Origin of the sequence: Variovorax davisae, assembly GCF_030316845.1 — a bacterium.
GTDB classification, from domain to species: Bacteria; Pseudomonadota; Gammaproteobacteria; order Burkholderiales; family Burkholderiaceae_C; genus Variovorax; species Variovorax davisae.
Genome location: NZ_JASZYS010000016.1, coordinates 125302 through 143597, shown reverse-complemented (window position 1 = coordinate 143597; position 18296 = coordinate 125302). Strand labels below are relative to the sequence as shown.

The following is an 18296-nucleotide window of genomic DNA, read 5'->3' as shown; positions in this document are numbered from 1 at the left end:
ATGTATTCACTTCCCCCCGAGGGGGCGCAGGCCTCCCTTGGGGCGGCCCGGCGGGAGGCCTGATGGCCGAGATCAAGAACTACACGCTGAATTTCGGCCCGCAACACCCCGCAGCGCACGGCGTGCTGCGGCTCGTGCTCGAGCTCGACGGCGAAGTCATCCAGCGCGCCGATCCCCACATCGGCCTCTTGCACCGGGCCACCGAGAAGCTGGCCGAATCGCGCACCTTCATCCAGTCGCTGCCCTACATGGACCGGCTCGACTACGTGTCGATGATGAGCAACGAGCATGCGTACTGCCTCGCGATCGAGCGCCTCATGGGCCTCGACGTGCCGCTGCGCGCGCAATACATCCGCGTCATGTTCGCCGAGATCACGCGGCTGCTGAACCACCTGCTGTGGCTCGGCGCGCACGGCCTCGACTGCGGCGCGATGAACATGCTCATCTACTGCTTCCGCGAGCGTGAAGACCTGTTCGACATGTACGAGGCGGTGTCGGGTGCGCGCATGCACGCGGCCTACTTCCGTCCGGGCGGCGTCTACCGCGACTTGCCGGACGTCATGCCGCAGTACAAGGTCAGCAAGATCAAGAACGCGAAGGCGATCGAGCGGCTCAACGAGAACCGCCAGGGCTCGCTGCTCGACTTCATCGACGACTTCTGCAAGCGCTTCCCGAAGATGGTCGACGAGTACGAGACGCTGCTCACCGACAACCGCATCTGGAAGCAGCGCACCGTGGGCATCGGCGTGGTCACGCCCGAGCGGGCGCTCAACCTCGGCTTCACCGGCCCGATGCTGCGTGGCTCGGGCATCGCCTGGGACCTTCGCAAGAAGCAGCCCTACGACGTCTACGACCGCATGGAGTTCGACGTCCCGGTGGGCGTCACGGGCGACTGCTACGACCGCTACCTGGTGCGCGTCGAGGAGATGCGCCAGGCCAACAAGATCATCCAGCAGTGCTCGGCCTGGCTGCGTGCCAATCCCGGCCCGGTCATCACCAGCAACCACAAGGTGGCGGCGCCGGCGCGCGAGTCCATGAAGGCCAACATGGAGGAGCTGATCCATCACTTCAAGCTCTTCACCGAAGGCTTCCACGTGCCCGAAGGCGAGGCCTATGCCGCCGTCGAGCACCCCAAGGGCGAGTTCGGCATCTATCTCGTGAGCGATGGCGCCAACAAGCCTTACCGTCTGAAAATCCGCGCACCGGGCTTCCCGCATCTGGCAGCCCTGGACGAAATGGCGCGCGGCCACATGATTGCCGACGCTGTCGCCGTGATCGGCACCATGGACATCGTGTTCGGCGAGATCGATCGATGAGCCATCCCATGCATTCCGACACTTCTTCCCACGGCAGCCAACCGGTGCTGTCGGCCGCCACGCTGGAGCGCTTCGCCCGCGAGGTCGCCAAGTACCCGCCGGCCGGCAAGCAGTCGGCCGTGATGGCCTGTCTGGCGATCGTGCAGCAGGACGAAGGCTTCGTGAGCGAGCAGCGCGAGCGCGAGATCGCCGCCTACCTCGGCATGGCGCCGATCGCCGTGCACGAGGTCACGACCTTCTACAACATGTACAACCAGCGTCCGCTGGGGGCGTACAAGCTCAACGTCTGCACCAACCTGCCGTGCCAGCTGCGCGACGGCGCCAAGGCGCTGGCCCATCTCGAGCAGAAGCTCGGCATCCGCATGGGCGAGACCACGCCCGACGGCTTGTTCACGCTGCAGCAGAGCGAGTGCCTCGGTGCCTGCGCCGACTCGCCCGTGATGCTGGTCAACGACCGCACCATGTGCAGCTTCATGAGCAACGAGAAACTCGACCAGCTGATCGACGGCTTGCGCGGCGCGACCGCGAAGGGAGCCCAATGATGTCGCCCGAGCAAGTGCTCCAGCAGTTCCAGGCCACCGGTGTCCAGACCTGCTTCCACGACCGCCACATCGAGCCGCAGATCTATGCCGGCCTGAACGGCACCAATTGGCGGCTGGCCGACTACGAGGCGCGCGGCGGCTACAAGGCGCTGCGCAAGATCCTCGGCGAGGGCCTGACGCCCGACCAGGTGATCGCCGAAGTCAAGGCCTCGGGCCTGCGCGGCCGCGGCGGCGCCGGTTTCCCGACCGGCCTCAAGTGGAGCTTCATGCCGCGCCAGTTCCCGGGCCAGAAGTACCTGGTCTGCAACTCGGACGAGGGCGAGCCCGGGACCTGCAAAGACCGCGACATCCTGCAGTTCAACCCGCACATCGTGATCGAGGGCATGGCCATCGCCGCCTATGCGATGGGCATCAGCGTGGGCTACAACTACATCCACGGCGAGATCTTCCAGACCTACGACCGCTTCGAGGAAGCGCTGGAAGAAGCGCGCGCCGCCGGCTATCTCGGCGACGGCATCATGGGCAGCACGTACAACTTCCAGCTGCATGCGGCGCACGGCTTCGGCGCCTACATCTGCGGCGAAGAGACGGCACTGCTCGAATCGCTCGAAGGCAAGAAGGGCCAGCCGCGCTTCAAGCCGCCGTTCCCGGCCAGCTTCGGCCTGTACGGCAAGCCCACCACGATCAACAACACCGAGACCTTTGCCGCGGTGCCGTGGATCATCAACAACGGCGGCGTGGCGTACCTCGAGTGCGGCAAGCCGAACAACGGCGGCACCAAGATCTACTCGGTCAGCGGCGACGTCGAGCTGCCCGGCAACTACGAAGTGCCGATGGGCACCCCGTTCTCGAAGCTGCTCGAACTCGCGGGCGGCGTGCGCAAGGGCCGCCAGCTCAAGGCCGTGATCCCGGGCGGCTCGTCGGCGCCGGTGCTGCCGGCCGACATCATGATGCAGTGCACGATGGACTACGACTCCATCGCCAAGGCCGGCTCGATGCTGGGCTCGGGCGCGGTCATCGTGATGGACGACAGCCGCTCGATGGTCGAGTCGCTCAAGCGGCTCTCGTATTTCTACATGCACGAATCCTGCGGCCAGTGCACGCCCTGCCGCGAGGGCACCGGCTGGCTCTGGCGCGTGGTGGATCGCATCCACAACGGCCATGGCAAGGCCACCGACATGGACCTGCTGAACTCGGTCGCCGACAACATCCAGGGCCGCACCATCTGCGCGCTGGGCGATGCCGCCGCGATGCCGGTGCGGGCCATGATCAAGCACTTCCGCCACGAGTTCGAGGCCCTGATCCCGGGCTACGTTCCGAAGACGCCCGCCAAGGCCTGAGGCGCTGAGAAAAACATATGGTTGAAATCGAACTCGACGGCAAGAAGGTCGACATCGTCGAAGGCAGCATGATCATGCATGCGGCCGACAAGGCGGGCACCTACATCCCGCACTTCTGCTATCACAAGAAACTCAGCATCGCGGCCAACTGCCGCATGTGCCTGGTCGACGTCGAAAAGGCGCCCAAGCCGATGCCGGCCTGCGCCACGCCCGTGACGCAGGGCATGATCGTGCGCACCAAGAGCGACAAGGCCATCAAGGCCCAGCAGTCGGTGATGGAGTTCCTGCTCATCAACCACCCGCTGGACTGCCCGATCTGCGACCAGGGCGGCGAATGCCAGCTGCAGGACCTGGCCGTGGGCTACGGCGGCTCCTCCTCGCGCTACGAGGAAGAAAAGCGCGTCGTCTTCCACAAAGACGTCGGCCCGCTGATCAGCATGGAAGAGATGAGCCGCTGCATCCACTGCACGCGCTGCGTCCGCTTCGGCCAGGAAGTGGCCGGCGTGATGGAGCTCGGCATGTCGCACCGCGGCGAGCACTCCGAGATCGAGACCTTCCTCGGCGACTCGGTCGACTCCGAGCTGTCGGGCAACATGATCGACATCTGCCCGGTTGGCGCGCTCACCAGCAAGCCCTTCCGCTACAGCGCCCGGACCTGGGAGCTGTCGCGCCGCAAGTCGGTCAGCCCGCACGACTCCACCGGCGCCAACCTGATCGTCCAGGTCAAGAACAACCGCGTGATGCGCGTGGTGCCGCTCGAGAACGAAGACGTCAACGAATGCTGGATCGCCGACCGCGACCGCTTCTCGTACGAGGCCCTCAACGGCCCCGAGCGCCTGACGCAGCCGATGCTCAAGCAGGGCGGCCAATGGCAGCAGGTCGACTGGCAGACGGCGCTCGAATACGTCGCCAACGGCCTGAAGCAGATCAAGGCCGACCACGGCGCCCAGAGCATCGGCACGCTCGCCAGCCCGCACAGCACGCTCGAAGAGCTGCAGCTGGCCAAGCTGCTGACCCATGGGCTGGGCAGCGGCAACATCGACTACCGCCTGCGCAACGCCGAGTTCGGCGCCGCCGAAGGGATCCGCTGGCTCGGCACCTCGGTGGCCTCGCTGTCGCAGCTGCAGCGCGTGCTGGTGGTCGGCTCGAACCTGCGCAAGGACCATCCGCTGTTCGCGCAGCGCATCCGCCAGTCGGTGCGCAAGGGTGGGGCGCTGAGCGCCATCACCTCGGCCGAACTGCTGGCCGGTGCCGACGCCTGGGCGATGCCGATCGCCAACGCCGTCACCCTGCCGGCCGACCAATGGGTCGACGCACTGGTGGAACTGGCGGGTGCCATCGCCGAAAGCACCGGCGCCCAGGCCCCGGTCGCGCTCAGCGGCGCCGCCAGCGACGCCGCGAAGGCGCTGGCCGCCTCGCTGCTCGGCGGCGAGCGCAAGGCGATCCTGCTTGGCAATGCCGCGGCCCACCATGCCCGCGCCGGCAGCCTGCTGGCGCTCGCCAATTGGATCGGCGCCCAGACCGGCGCCAGCGTCGGCTACCTGACCGAAGCCGCCAACACGGTCGGCGCCCAGCTGGCCGGCGCGCTGCCGCGCGACGGTGCCCAGAACGCCGCCCAGATGCTGGCGGGCGGCCTCAAGGCCGTGCTGCTGCTCAACACCGAACCGGTGTTCGACTCGGCCGCCGGCGAGGCCGCGATCGAAGGCCTCGCGCACGCGCAGATGGTCGTCACGCTGAGCCCGTTCAAGGCCAACCTCGAATTCAGCGACGTGCTGCTGCCGATCGCGCCGTTCACCGAAACCCCGGGCACCTTCGTCAATGCCGAAGGCCGCCTGCAAAGCTTCCACGCGGTCGTCAAGCCGCAGGGCGAGGCACGTCCGGCCTGGAAGGTGCTGCGCGTGCTGGCGAACCTGCTGGGCCTGCCGGGCTTCGCCTTCGAATCCACCGCCGACGTGCTGGCCGACCTCGATGCGCCCGCCCAGGTCCCGGCCGGCAAGCTGTCCAACGCCACCGCCGCCGAGATCGACATGCGCGTCGAGGCCGAATCGGCCCCGGTGGTTGCGAGCATCTACCAGCTCGACTCGATCGTGCGCCGCGCGCCGTCGCTGCAACTCACCGCCGACGCCCGCCAGGCCGCGGCCCTGCAGGAGGTGTCGGCATGATCGACGCGCTGCACGGCTTCGGCCTCGGGCTGGTTTCCGCCGGCTGGTGGACGGGCTTCCTCTGGCCGGTGATCTGGACCCTGATCAAGATCATCGTCGTCGTGATCCCGCTGATGGGCGCGGTCGCCTACCTCACGCTGTGGGAGCGCAAGGCCATCGGCTTCACACAGATCCGGATCGGTCCGAACCGCATCGGCCCGCTGGGCCTGCTGCAGCCGATCGCCGACGCGCTCAAGCTGCTGACCAAGGAAATCATTCTTCCGACGGTGGCCAACAAGGGCTTGTTCCTGTTGGGCCCGATCATGACCATCATGCCGGCGCTGGCCGCCTGGGCGGTCATCCCGTTCGGCCCCGAGGTCGCGCTCGCCAACATCAATGCCGGCCTGCTGTTCGTCATGGCCATCACTTCGCTCGAAGTCTATGGCGTGATCATCGCCGGCTGGGCCTCGAACTCGAAGTACGCCTTCCTGGGCGCGCTGCGCGCCTCGGCCCAGATGGTCAGCTATGAAATCGCGATGGGCTTCTGCTTCGTGGTCGTGCTGATGGTGTCGGCCAGCCTGAACATGACCGACATCGTGATGGGGCAGGGCAAGGGTCACTTCGCCTCCATGGGCATCGGCTTCCTGTCGTGGAACTGGCTGTCGCTGCTGCCGATCTTCGTCGTCTACTTCATCTCGGGCCTGGCCGAGACCAACCGCCACCCCTTCGACGTCGTCGAAGGCGAATCGGAAATCGTCGCCGGCCACATGATCGAGTACTCGGGCATGAGCTTCGCGATGTTCTTCCTGGCCGAGTACGCCAACATGTGGCTGGTCTCGATCCTGTGCGCGGTGCTGTTCCTCGGCGGCTGGCTGCCCCCGTTCGACTTCCTGGCCTTCATCCCGGGCTGGATCTGGCTCGGCATCAAGACCTTCTGCGTGGTCACCATGTTCCTCTGGGTCCGCTCGACCTTCCCGCGCTTCCGCTATGACCAGATCATGCGGCTGGGCTGGAAGATCTTCATTCCGGTCACCTTGGTGTGGCTGGTGGTGGTCGGCGCCTGGATGCAGACCCCCTTCAACATCTGGAAATAACTGGAACTGCCATGACTGCGCCTTCTGCCAGCGCGCTTGCGCGCTCCTCCACGACCGCCTCCGCGCCGTTCTCGCTCAAGGACTTCCTGTCCAGCTTCATGCTGGTGGAACTGTTCAAGGGTCTCGCGCTGACCGGCAAGTACGCCTTCAGCCGCAAGATCACCGTCCAGTTCCCCGAAGAGAAGACGCCGCTGTCGCCGCGCTTTCGCGGCCTGCACGCGCTGCGCCGCTACGAGAACGGCGAAGAGCGCTGCATCGCCTGCAAGCTCTGCGAGGCCGTGTGCCCGGCGCTCGCGATCACGATCGAATCCGACGTGCGAGACGACGGCTCGCGCCGCACCACGCGCTACGACATCGACCTGACCAAGTGCATCTTCTGCGGCTTCTGCGAAGAAAGCTGCCCGGTCGACTCGATCGTCGAGACCCACATCTTCGAATACCACGGTGAGAAGCGGGGCGACCTGTACTTCACCAAGGACATGCTGCTCGCCGTCGGCGACCGCTACGAAAAAGAAATCGCCGCCAACAAGGCGGCGGACGCCAAGTACCGCTAAAGCGGCTGGCTGAACCTCGAAGAAAACGAATCCGACCCATGGACGTCAAGACCGGTCTGTTCTATCTGTTTGCCGCGGTGCTGCTGTTTGCAGCCTTCCGCGTCATCACCGCGCGCAACCCCGTGTATGCGGCGCTCTACCTGGTGCTGGCGTTCTTCCAGGCATCGGCCATCTGGCTCCTGCTGCGCGCGGAATTCCTCGCGATCTCGCTGGTGCTGGTCTACGTCGGGGCAGTGATGGTGCTGTTCCTGTTCGTCGTCATGATGCTGGACATCAACGTCGAAGGCTTGCGAGAGGGCTTCTGGAAGCACTTCCCGCTGGCCGCCGGCGTCGGCGCGCTGATCGCGCTCGAGATGGCCGCGGTGCTGATGGGCGGCTTCCGCCTGAGCGCGCCCAAGAGCCCGCTGGCCACCGGACCGGACACTTCCAACACGCTCGAACTCGGCAAGCTGCTCTACACGCAGTACCTGTATCCGCTGGAGATCGCCGCCGTGATCCTGCTGGTGGCGATCATCGCCGCCATCGCGCTGACCCTGCGCACCCGCAAGGACAGCAAGTACGTGAACCCGGCCGACCAGGTCCGCGTCAAGGCGCGCGACCGCGTGCGCATCGTCCAGATGCCCGTCACGCGACAGGCCGAACCGGCCGCGGAGCCCGCAGCGCCCGCAGCGGAGACCAAGGCATGACGCTCACGCTCGGACATTTCCTTTCGCTCGGCGCGATGCTGTTCGCGCTGTCGGTCATCGGCATCTTCCTGAACCGCAAGAACCTGATCGTGCTGCTCATGTGCGTCGAGCTGATGCTGCTCGCGGTCAACATGAACTTCGTGGCCTTCTCGTATTTCCTCGGCGACATGCATGGCCAGATCTTCGTCTTCTTCATCCTGACGGTCGCGGCGGCCGAGTCGGCCATCGGGCTGGCGCTGCTGGTGCTGCTGTTCCGCAACAAGTCGAACATCAACGTCGACGAGCTGAATGCGCTGAAGGGCTGAAGAAGGTTTACTCATGAGCGCTACTCTTTCCGCATCCACCCTGCTGGCCGTTCCGCTGGCGCCACTGGTCGGCGCCGTCGTCGCCGGCCTGTTCGGCACGAAGTTCGGCGGCAACCACATCGGCCGCCGCGTCACCCATTCGCTGACCATCCTCGGCGTGCTGGTGTCCTTCATCATCTCGGCGATGACGCTCAACAGCGTGGTCAACGACGGTGCCCGCTTCAACGCCACCATCTACGAGTGGATGACCGTCGGCGGCCTGAAGATGGAAGTCGGCTTCCTGGTCGACGGCCTGACCGCGATGATGATGTGCGTCGTGACCTTCGTGTCGCTGATGGTCCACATCTACACCATCGGCTACATGGAAGAAGACGAGGGCTACAACCGCTTCTTCGCCTACATCTCGCTGTTCACCTTCTCGATGCTGATGCTCGTCATGAGCAACAACATGCTCCAGCTGTTCTTCGGCTGGGAGGCGGTGGGCCTGGTGTCCTACCTGCTGATCGGCTTCTGGTACAACCGGCCGACCGCGATCTTCGCCAACATGAAGGCCTTCCTGGTCAACCGGGTCGGCGACTTCGGCTTCATCCTGGGCATCGGCCTGCTGGCCGCCTACGCCGGCACGCTGAACTACGGCGAAGTCTTCGCCAAGGCCGACGCGCTCGCCAAGCTGAGCTTCCCGGGCACCGAGTGGATGCTGCTCACGGTGGCCTGCATCTGCCTGTTCATCGGCGCCATGGGCAAGAGCGCGCAGTTCCCGCTGCACGTCTGGCTGCCCGACTCGATGGAAGGCCCGACCCCGATCTCTGCCCTGATCCACGCCGCGACCATGGTCACGGCCGGCATCTTCATGGTGGCGCGCATGTCGCCGCTGTTCGAACTGAGCGACACGGCGCTGAGCTTCATCCTCGTGATCGGCGCCATCACCGCGCTGTTCATGGGCTTCCTGGGCATCATCCAGAACGACATCAAGCGCGTGGTGGCCTATTCCACCTTGTCGCAACTCGGCTACATGACCGTGGCGCTCGGCGCCTCGGCCTACTCGGCGGCCGTGTTCCACCTGATGACGCACGCCTTCTTCAAGGCGCTGCTGTTCCTCGGTGCCGGCTCGGTGATCATCGGGATGCACCACAACCAGGACATCCGCTGGATGGGCGGCGTGCGCAAGTACATGCCGATCACCTGGATCACCTCGCTGATCGGCTCGCTGGCCCTGATCGGGACGCCGCTGTTCGCCGGCTTCTACTCGAAGGACACGATCATCGAGGCGGTGCACGAGAGCCACCTGTGGGGCTCCAGCTTCGCCTACTTCGCGGTGCTGGCGGGCGTGTTCGTCACGGCCTTCTATTCGTTCCGCATGTACTTCCTGGTGTTCCACGGCAAGGAACGCTTCGACCAGAACCCGGACGCGCACCACGACGACCATGGCCACGGCCATGACGATCACCACGAGCCGCACGAGTCGCCGTGGGTGGTCTGGCTGCCGCTGGTGCTGCTGGCGATTCCGTCGGTCGTGATCGGCTTCATGACGATCCAGCCGATGCTCTACGGCGATTTCTTCCAGGGTGCGATCGTCATCGACGAGACCCGCCACACGGCGATGAAGGAACTGGCCGAGGCCTTCCACGGCCCGGTCGCGATGGCCCTGCACGGGCTGACCGCGGCGCCGTTCTGGCTCGCGCTCGCCGGTGTCGTGCTGTCCTGGTACATGTACCTGGTCAACCCGGCGCTGCCGGCCGCGATCAAGCGCGCCTTCGGCCCGATCTACACCCTGCTCGAGAACAAGTACTACATGGACTGGTTCAACGAGAACGTCCTCGCCCGCGGCACCCGCGCGCTGGGCACCGGCCTCTGGAAGGGCGGCGACCAGGGGATCATCGACGGCGGCATCGTCAACGGCTCATGGAAGCTGGTCGGCCGCATCGCAGGTGCGGTGCGCTGGCTGCAGACGGGCTTTATCTATCACTACGCTTTCTCGATGCTGCTCGGCATCTTCGTCCTGATGTCGTACTTCGTCTGGTTCAAGCGGTAAGCGGCTCTCTGGAGAAAAACAAAAATGGGTTTGTTGAGCCTTGCCATCTGGATGCCGATCGCCTTCGGCGTCGTGCTGTTGGCCTTCGGTCGGGATGAACACGCCAGGGGCGTGCGCTGGGTCGCACTGATCGGTTCGGTCGCGAGCTTCCTGGTCACCTTGCCGCTCTGGTCGCGATTCCAGAACGGCACCGCGGCGATGCAGTTCGTCGAGAAGGAGCGCTGGATCGAGCGCTTCAATATCCACTACCACGTCGGCCTGGACGGGATCTCGTTCTGGCTGGTGCTGCTGACCGCCTTCATCACCGTGATCGTCGTGATCTCGGCCTGGGAGGTCATCACCGAGCGCGTGAACCAGTACATGGGCGCCTTCCTGATCCTCTCGGGGCTCATGATCGGCACCTTCTCGGCCCTCGACGGCATCCTGTTCTACACCTTCTTCGAAGCCACGCTGATCCCGATGTACCTGATCATCGGCATCTGGGGCGGCCCGAACAAGATCTACGCGGCGTTCAAATTCTTCCTCTACACGCTGCTCGGCTCGCTCTTGATGCTGGTCGCGCTGATCTACCTGTACAACAAGTCGGGCGGCAGCTTCGACATCCTGACCTGGCACCAGCTGCCGCTGTCGGGCCAGGCCCAGACCTTCCTGTTCTTCGCCTTCTTCTCGGCCTTCGCGGTCAAGGTGCCGATGTGGCCGGTCCACACGTGGTTGCCTGACGTGCACGTCGAGGCGCCCACCGGCGGCTCCGCGGTGCTGGCGGCGATCATGCTGAAGCTCGGCGCCTACGGCTTCCTGCGCTTCTCGATGCCGATCGCGCCGGATGCATCGCACGAATGGGCCTGGCTCATGATCGCGCTGTCGCTCATCGCCGTGATCTACGTCGGCCTGGTGGCGCTGGTGCAGCAGGACATGAAGAAGCTGGTGGCCTATTCGTCGGTGGCCCACATGGGCTTCGTGACGCTCGGCTTCTTCATCTTCAACGAACTCGGCGTGGCCGGCGGCATCGTCCAGATGATCGCCCACGGCTTCGTCTCGGGCGCGATGTTCCTTTGCATCGGCGTGCTCTACGACCGCGTGCATTCGCGCCAGATCGCCGACTACGGCGGCGTGGTCAACACGATGCCCAAGTTCGCGGCCTTCGCGCTGCTGTTCGCGATGGCCAACTGCGGCCTGCCGGCCACCGCTGGTTTCGTCGGCGAGTGGATGGTGATCCTCGGCGCCGTCAAGGCCAACTTCTGGCTCGGCCTCGGCGCTGCCACGGCGCTGATCTTCGGCGCCGCCTACACGCTGTGGATGTACAAGCGGGTCTACCTGGGACCGGTCGGCAACGACCACGTGAAGGAACTCAGCGACATCAACGCGCGTGAATTCCTGATGCTGTCGCTGCTGGCGATCGCCGTGCTGTGGATGGGCCTGTATCCGAAGCCCTTCACCGATGTGATGAATGCCTCCGTGGACGGGCTGCTGCAGCACGTGTCCATCTCCAAGCTGCCCAAGCTGCCGTAAGAAACAAGATGATTGACAAACTCAGCTGGATGACGATCTACCCCGAGGTAGTGCTGCTGATCATGACCTGCGTGATCGCGCTGCTCGATCTCGCCTCGACCAGCCCGCGCCGCACCGGCACCTACATCCTGACCCTGCTCACGCTCGCGATCGTCGCGGTGCTGACCGGCTTCAACGCCTCCCTGGGCAAGACCATCTACGGCTTCGGCGGCATGGTCGTGAGCGACCCGATGGGCAACTGGCTCAAGTGCTTCGCGACACTGGCGCTGATGGTCACGCTGGTCTACGGCCGGCCCTACGCGGGCGACCGCGGCATGCTGCAGGGCGGCGAACTGTTCACGATGAGCCTGCTGGCGCTGCTGGGCATGTTCGTCATGATGTCGGGCAGCAATTTCCTGCTGATCTACCTCGGCCTCGAACTGCTGACGCTCTCCAGCTATGCGCTGGTGGCGCTGCGCCGCGACAACGCGGTCGCCAGCGAGGCGGCCATGAAGTACTTCGTGCTCGGCGCGATGGCCAGCGGCTTCCTGCTCTACGGCCTGTCCATGATGTACGGCGCCACCGGCTCGCTCGACATCAACGAGGTGTTCAAGGCGATCGCGAGCCGCCAGGTGAACCACCAGGTGCTGGTGTTCGGCCTGGTCTTCATCGTCGCCGGCCTGGCGTTCAAGGTCGGTGCCGCGCCTTTCCACATGTGGGTGCCCGACGTCTACCAGGGCGCGCCGACCGCGATCACGCTGATGATCGGCGCCGCGCCCGAACTGGCCGCCTTCGCGATCATCATCCGCCTGCTGGTCGAAGGCCTGCTGCCGCTGGCGATCGACTGGCAGCAGATGCTGGCGCTGCTGGCCATCGCCTCGCTGCTGGTCGGCAACCTGGCCGCGATCGCCCAGACCAACCTCAAGCGCATGCTGGCCTATTCGACCATCGCGCAGATGGGCTTCATGCTGCTCGGCCTGGTGGCGGGCGTGGTCAACGGCAACACCTACAACGCCCAGTTCGCCTACAGCGCGGCGATGTTCTACATCATCACCTACGTGCTGACCACGCTGGCGAGCTTCGGCATCATCCTGCTGCTGGCGCGCGAAGGCTTCGAGAGCGAAGAGATCACCGACCTGGCCGGCCTCAACCAGCGCAGCCCGCTGTATGCCGGCGTGATGGCGATCGCCATGTTCTCGCTGGCCGGCATTCCGCCGCTGGTCGGCTTTTACGCCAAGCTGGCGGTGCTGCAGGCGCTGATCGCCTCCGGCCAGGGCCTCTACATCGGCCTCGCGGTGTTCGCGGTCGTGATGTCGCTGATCGGCGCGTTCTACTACATCCGCGTGGTCAAGGTCATGTACTTCGATGCGCCGGTCACCGCGAGCACCGTCTCGGCACCGCGCGACGTGCGCACCGTGCTGACGCTCAACGGCGCCCTGATCCTGATCCTCGGCATCCTGCCGGGCGGCCTCATGACGCTGTGCGCGAACGCGATCGTGGCCACGCTGGCCACCTGAGCGCGCCGTGTCCCAGAGCGCGTCGGTCTGGATGGTGCTGGGGCTCGCGCTGCTGGCGGCCAACCTGCCGTTCCTGAACGAGCGCCTGCTGGGCCTGGTCCCGCTGGCGGCGGGCACCAAGTCGCTGGCCATCCGGCTGGCCGAGCTGGTGCTGCTTTATGCCGTGGTCGGCGCCATCGGACTGCTGTTCGAGCGCCGGGTCGGGCAGATCGCGCCGCAGGGCTGGGAGTTCTACGCCGTGACGGCGGCGCTGTTCGTCGTGCTGGCCTTCCCGGGCTTCACGTGGCGCTACCTCATGAAGCATCGCCACGCGCACGCGCACGGACACTGACATGACCGACAAGCACCTCAGGGAAGAACTCACCGGCAGCGAACTGCTGTTCAAGGGCAACTTCCTGCATGCCAAGCGCGACACGGTGCGCCTGCCCGACGGCCACACCGCGACCCGCGAGTACGTGGTGCATCCGGGCGCGGTGGTGGTGATCCCGCTGCTCGACGACGGCCGCCTGGTGCTCGAGCGCCAGTACCGCTACCCGATCGGCCATGTCATGACCGAGTTCCCGGCCGGCAAGCTCGACGCCGGCGAGGATCCGCTGCTGTGCGGCCAGCGCGAGCTGCTCGAGGAAACGGGCTACACCGCCCGCGAATGGGCGCGAGCCGGCGCGATGCACCTGGCGGTGGCCTATTCGACCGAGATCATCCATGTCTATTTCGCGCGCGGCCTGACGCTGGGCGACAGGCAGCTCGACCATGGCGAATTCCTCGACGTCATCACGGCCACGCCCGAGGAGCTGATGGCGTGGTGCCGCGACGGCACGGTGTCGGACGCCAAGACGTTGACCTGCACGCTGTGGCTGCAGAACGTCCTGTCGGGGGCATGGGTGCTCGACTGGGACAGCGCGTCATCGCCCGACGGCCGATAATCGGCCCATGAAGGTCCTCAACCTCCAGTGCGCCCACGGCCACGGCTTCGAGGGGTGGTTCGCGTCGCAGGACGCGTTCGACGCCCAGCTCGCCGACGGCCTGGTGGAGTGCCCGATGTGCGGCGACACCGCGATCACCAAGCTGCTGGCTGCGCCGCGGCTGAACCTCGGCAATGCCCGGCCGCCGGCAGAGGCCGCGCCGGCCAAGCCGCCGGCTGCCGATTCGCCCGAGGCGCGCTGGCTGCGCGCGGTGCGCGAGGTCATTTCCCGGACCGAAGACGTCGGCGAGCGCTTCGTCGACGAAGCCCGCAAGATGCACTACGGCGAAGCCGAGGAGCGCGGCATCCGCGGCCAGGCGACGCCCGAGCAGGCACGCTCGCTGGCCGACGAGGGCATTCCGGTGTTCTCGCTGCCGTTGCCGGCAGCCCTCAAGGAGACGCTGCAGTAGCCTGCAGCGCTCAGGCCGGCTGGGCCTGGGGTTCCGCCGCGAATTGCAGCGCGGCCAGTCGTGCGTAGACCCCGTTCTGCGCCACCAGCGCCGCGTGCGTTCCCTGTTCGACGATGCCGCCGTGGTCCAGCACCACGATGCGGTCGGCCTTCTGCACGGTCGCCAGGCGGTGGGCGATGACCAGCGTCGTGCGGCCCGTCATGGCCGATTCGAGGGCCGCCTGCACCATCCGCTCGCTCTCGGCGTCGAGCGCGCTGGTCGCCTCGTCGAGCAGCAGCAGCGGCGGGTTCTTGAGCATCGCGCGCGCGATCGCGATGCGCTGGCGCTGGCCGCCCGACAGCCGCACGCCACGCTCGCCCAGGAAGGTGTCGTAGCCCTCGGGCAGCGCCCGCAGGAAGCCGTCGGCGAAGGCGGCGCGGGCCGCGGCGTGGACTTCCTCGACGCTGGCGTCGGGCCGGCCGTAGCGGATGTTCTCCAGCGCGCTGGCGGAAAAGATGACCGCATCCTGCGGCACCAGGCCGATGCGCTCGCGCAAGGCCTCGAGGGACAGCGCCGCCAGCGGCGTGCCGTCGAGCGTGATCCGGCCGGATTGCGGGTCGTAGTAGCGCAGCAGCAGCTGGAACACCGTGCTCTTGCCGGCGCCGCTCGATCCGACCAGCGCCACCGTCTCGCCGGGCGCGATCCGCAGGTCGAAGTCGCGCAGCGCCGGGGTGCCGGGCCGGGAGGGGTAGTGGAAGCCGACGCCCTCCAGCGACAAGGCGCTGCCGGCGGCCGGGACCGGCGCCTGGGCCGGCTGCGCGGGCGACACGATCACCGGCCTGGCATGCAGCAGCTCCATCAGCCGCTCGGTGGCGCCGGCCGCCCGCAGCAGGTCGCCGTAGACCTCGCCGAGCACCGCAGCGGCACTCGCCAGGATGATCACGTAGACCACCGTCTGCCCCAGGTGGCCGGCCGTGATGTCGCCGCGCAGCACCGCCTGCGTGCCCTGGTAGAGGCCCCACAGCAGCGCCGCCGAGGTGGCGATGATGATGAAGGCCACCAGCACCGAGCGCGCCCGCGTGCGGCGCACCGCGGTGCGGAAGGCGCTGTCGGTGGAGGCGTCGAAGCGGGCCGCCTCGCGGGCCTCGGCGGTGTAGCTCTGCACCACCGGAATCGCGTTGAGCACCTCGGCCGCGATCGCGCTGGAGTCGGCCACCCGGTCCTGGCTGGCGCGCGAGAGCTTGCGCACGCGGCGGCCGAACCACATGCTGGGCAGCACCACCAGCACCAGGATGCCCAGCACCTGGACCATCACGTAGGGGTTGGTCCAGACCAGGATCGCGAGGGCGCCCACGCCCATGACCGCGTTGCGCAGCCCCATGCTGAGGGAGGAGCCGACCACGGTCTGGACCAGCGTCGTGTCGGCGGTCAGGCGGGACAGGACCTCGCCGGTCTGGGTGGTCTCGAAGAACACCGGGCTCTGGCGCAGCACATGGGCGTAGACCGCGTTGCGCAGGTCGGCCGTGACGCGCTCGCCGAGCCAGCTGACGGTGTAGAAGCGGGCCGCCGAGAACAGCCCCAGCGCCACCGCGACCGCGAACAGGGCGACGAAGTGCTCGCGCAGCGCCATCGTCTGGGCGCCCTTGTCGGGGTTGACCAGGCCGCCGTCGATCAGGCTGCGCAGGGCGATCGGGAACACCAGGGTGGTCGCCGCCGCCAGGACCAGGAACACCACCGCGAGGACGATCTGGGTGCGATAGGGGCGCAGGAAGGGCGCCAGGCCCGACAAGGATTTTGGCGATCCTTTGGCGGGCGAAGGGGAAGAGGAGGCCATATCCCGAGCATTCTAGCTAACGCTTGCCCCACCAAAAGCCGCCTTGACAGTAATTGCCGAGGCAATTACTATGCGGGTATGTCCGAATCCCAGACCCCCGAAGCGCGCCCTGCGCCGCCTTCGCCCGGCGAGTTGCCGGCGGTCACGGCCTTCTACAAGGCCGAGAACTACCGTGCGGAAGAAAGCATCGGCTACCTGATGCGCCGGATCCTGAGCGCGGTGGCCCAGTCGGTGGAGCTTCGCATGTGCGATCCCGGGCCGACCTATCCGCAGTGGGTGCCGCTGCACAAGCTGCACATGGGCAAGGTCACGACCGTGGCCGAACTGGCCCGCGAATGCGAGCTCGACACCGGCGCCATGACCCGCCTGCTCGACCGCCTGGAAGCCAAGGGCCTGTGCCGCCGCGTGCGCTCGGTGGCCGACCGCCGCGTGGTCCACATCGAACTCACCGAAGAAGGCCGCGCGGCGGCCCGCGAGGTGCCCGAAATCCTCAGCCATGTGCAGAACGAGCACCTGGCTGGCTTCAGCAACGAGGAGTGGGAGCAGCTCAAGGGCTACCTGCGCCGGATCCTCGACAACGCACAGGCCCTGTCGGCCCGTGGAGATAAGAAAAATGACTCGACTCCTTCCTGAGCGCGCCTTGCGCCGTACCAGCGCCATCGCCGCTGCCGTGCTGGTGCTGGCCGTCGCGGGCTGCGCCGACATGGGCGCGACCGCCTCCAACCCCAAGATGCAGACCGCCGCGAGCCTGGGCCTGGCCGCGGCCCCGGCCGCCCAGGCCGCGCCGGCGCTCGACAGCCAGTGGTGGCTGGCCTTCGGCGATCCGCAGCTCAATGCGCTGGTCGACCAGGCGGTGGCGGGCAACCCCAACCTGCAGGTCGCCCTGGCCCGGCTCGCGCGCGCGCAGGCCTCGGTGATGTCGACCGAGGCCGCCGACAAGCCGCAGCTCAACGGTGGGCTCGATCTCACGCGCCAGAAGTTCAGCGAGAACTACATCTATCCGGCGCCGCTGGGCGGCTCGGTCCAGGAAACCGGCACCCTTCAGTTCAACGGCAGCTGGGAGATCGATTTCTTCGGCAAGAACCGCACCGCGCTCGACACCGCGCTCGGCACGGCCAACGCCGCCGCCGCCGAAGCCGATGCGGCCCGCGTGCTGCTGGCCAGCAACGTCGCCCGCGGCTACGTGCAGTGGGCGCGGCTGAACGACCGGATGGTGGTCGCCCAGCGCGCGCTGGCGCAGCGCGAGGAACTGCTCAAGCTGGTGCGCGACCGTGTGTCGGCCGGGCTCGACACGCGGCTGCAGTTGAAGCAGAGCGAGAGCAGCGTGCCCGAGGCACGCCAGCAGATCGAAGCCCTCAACGAGCAGATCGCGATCGCCCAGCACGCGCTCGACGCGCTGGTGGCCCAGCCCGGCGCCACGCAGGCGCTGACGCCGCCGCGGCTCGCCAATTTCAGGAACATGGCGCTGCAGCAGAGCATTCCGGCCGACCTGCTGGGCCGGCGCGCCGACATCGCCGCCGCCCGCTGGCGCGTCGAGGCCGCGACCAGCGACGTCGCGAACGCCAAGACCCAGTTCTACCCGAACGTCAACCTGGTGGCCTTCGCCGGCTTCCAGAGCATCGGCTTCGACAACCTGCTGAAGTCGGGCAGCCAGCAGTGGGGCGTGGGCCCCGCGATCCGGCTGCCGATCTTCGAGGGCGGCCGCCTGCGCGCCAACCTGCGCGGCAAGTCGGCCGACCTCGACGCCGCGATCGACAGCTACAACGGCACCGTCATCGACGCGGTGCGCGATGTCGCCGACCAGCTCTCGAGCGTGCAGTTCGTGGCGCGCCAGCAAGTCCAGCAGAAAGAGGCGCAGGACGCGGCCGAGGCGGCCTACGACATCGGCCTGCAGCGCTACAGCGCCGGGCTCGGCAACTACCTGGACGTGCTGACGGCCGAAGTCACCGTGCTGGCGCAGCGCCGCGACGGCGTCGACCTCGCGGCCCGTGCGCTCGAGAGCCAGGTCGGCCTGGCGCGCGCCCTGGGCGGCGGCTGGCAGCCGTCGGACACCACCACCGCCGCCGCGCCCGCGGCCCGGCACCCCTGAACATCTCC

At 66.9% G+C, this 18296-nt stretch carries 17 protein-coding genes; 16 read left to right on the top strand and 1 reads right to left on the bottom strand.

The annotated features are described in order from the left end of the window. Positions 1 to 62 precede the first annotated feature (62 nt). From QTI33_RS29235 to QTI33_RS29170, 14 genes are read left to right on the top strand one after another with little or no spacing between them, the layout of a single operon-like run. Positions 63 to 1316, top strand: coding sequence for an NADH-quinone oxidoreductase subunit D (locus QTI33_RS29235; RefSeq protein ID WP_286509978.1), 1254 nt, complete (start codon positions 63 to 65; stop codon positions 1314 to 1316). An 8-nt stretch (positions 1317 to 1324) separates the two neighbouring features. Continuing rightward, positions 1325 to 1858, top strand: a complete 534-nt coding sequence (locus QTI33_RS29230; protein WP_444814905.1) for an NADH-quinone oxidoreductase subunit NuoE family protein — start codon at positions 1325 to 1327, stop codon at positions 1856 to 1858. Next, a complete protein-coding gene (gene nuoF, locus QTI33_RS29225; RefSeq protein ID WP_444814904.1) occupies positions 1858 to 3198 on the top strand; it encodes an NADH-quinone oxidoreductase subunit NuoF in 1341 nt (446 codons plus the stop codon). The genes QTI33_RS29230 and nuoF overlap by 1 nt, the downstream gene beginning before the upstream one ends. Before the next feature lie 17 nt (positions 3199 to 3215). Continuing rightward, a complete protein-coding gene (gene nuoG, locus QTI33_RS29220) occupies positions 3216 to 5360 on the top strand; it encodes an NADH-quinone oxidoreductase subunit NuoG (protein WP_286509976.1) in 2145 nt (714 codons plus the stop codon). Further along, the gene (gene nuoH, locus QTI33_RS29215; RefSeq protein ID WP_286509975.1) at positions 5357 to 6433 is read left to right on the top strand and encodes an NADH-quinone oxidoreductase subunit NuoH; all 1077 of its coding nucleotides are present in this window, start codon (positions 5357 to 5359) and stop codon (positions 6431 to 6433) included. The genes nuoG and nuoH overlap by 4 nt, the downstream gene beginning before the upstream one ends. 11 nt (positions 6434 to 6444) lie before the next feature. Beyond that, complete coding sequence (nuoI, locus tag QTI33_RS29210; RefSeq protein ID WP_286371383.1) at positions 6445 to 6987, top strand: NADH-quinone oxidoreductase subunit NuoI; 543 nt, start codon at positions 6445 to 6447, stop codon at positions 6985 to 6987. A 38-nt stretch (positions 6988 to 7025) separates the two neighbouring features. Next, positions 7026 to 7673: an NADH-quinone oxidoreductase subunit J gene (locus QTI33_RS29205; protein WP_286509974.1), complete on the top strand. Its 648-nt coding sequence runs from the start codon at positions 7026 to 7028 to the stop codon at positions 7671 to 7673. Beyond that, the gene (nuoK, locus tag QTI33_RS29200) at positions 7670 to 7978 is read left to right on the top strand and encodes an NADH-quinone oxidoreductase subunit NuoK (RefSeq protein WP_286371385.1); all 309 of its coding nucleotides are present in this window, start codon (positions 7670 to 7672) and stop codon (positions 7976 to 7978) included. Before QTI33_RS29205 ends, nuoK begins: the two co-directional genes overlap by 4 nt. 13 nt (positions 7979 to 7991) lie before the next feature. After that, a complete protein-coding gene (nuoL, locus tag QTI33_RS29195; RefSeq protein ID WP_286509973.1) occupies positions 7992 to 10010 on the top strand; it encodes an NADH-quinone oxidoreductase subunit L in 2019 nt (672 codons plus the stop codon). Positions 10011 to 10034: 24 nt separating this feature from the next. Beyond that, a complete protein-coding gene (locus tag QTI33_RS29190) occupies positions 10035 to 11519 on the top strand; it encodes an NADH-quinone oxidoreductase subunit M (protein WP_286509972.1) in 1485 nt (494 codons plus the stop codon). 8 nt (positions 11520 to 11527) lie between these two features. Further along, positions 11528 to 13015, top strand: a complete 1488-nt coding sequence (gene nuoN / locus QTI33_RS29185; protein ID WP_286509971.1) for an NADH-quinone oxidoreductase subunit NuoN — start codon at positions 11528 to 11530, stop codon at positions 13013 to 13015. Between the two features lie 7 nt (positions 13016 to 13022). Continuing rightward, entirely contained in the window at positions 13023 to 13346 is a 324-nt protein-coding gene (locus QTI33_RS29180; RefSeq protein WP_286509970.1) for a DUF2818 family protein, read from the top strand. A 1-nt stretch (position 13347) separates the two neighbouring features. Beyond that, positions 13348 to 13938, top strand: a complete 591-nt coding sequence (locus QTI33_RS29175; protein ID WP_286509969.1) for an NUDIX domain-containing protein — start codon at positions 13348 to 13350, stop codon at positions 13936 to 13938. 7 nt (positions 13939 to 13945) lie between these two features. Then, positions 13946 to 14386, top strand: coding sequence for a DUF1178 family protein (locus tag QTI33_RS29170; RefSeq protein ID WP_286509968.1), 441 nt, complete (start codon positions 13946 to 13948; stop codon positions 14384 to 14386). A 10-nt stretch (positions 14387 to 14396) separates the two neighbouring features. Here QTI33_RS29170 and QTI33_RS29165 read toward each other — a convergent pair whose 3' ends face one another. After that, complete coding sequence (locus QTI33_RS29165) at positions 14397 to 16199, bottom strand: ABC transporter transmembrane domain-containing protein (protein WP_286509967.1); 1803 nt, start codon at positions 16197 to 16199, stop codon at positions 14397 to 14399. Positions 16200 to 16277: 78 nt separating this feature from the next. Between QTI33_RS29165 and QTI33_RS29160 the strand changes: the two genes are divergently transcribed. After that, positions 16278 to 16832 carry a MarR family winged helix-turn-helix transcriptional regulator gene (locus QTI33_RS29160; protein ID WP_286509966.1) on the top strand — a complete coding sequence of 185 codons (555 nt, stop codon included), beginning with the start codon at positions 16278 to 16280 and terminating at the stop codon, positions 16830 to 16832. Beyond that, positions 16813 to 18288 carry an efflux transporter outer membrane subunit gene (locus tag QTI33_RS29155; RefSeq protein WP_286509965.1) on the top strand — a complete coding sequence of 492 codons (1476 nt, stop codon included), beginning with the start codon at positions 16813 to 16815 and terminating at the stop codon, positions 18286 to 18288. The genes QTI33_RS29160 and QTI33_RS29155 overlap by 20 nt, the downstream gene beginning before the upstream one ends. Positions 18289 to 18296: the final 8 nt, after the last annotated feature.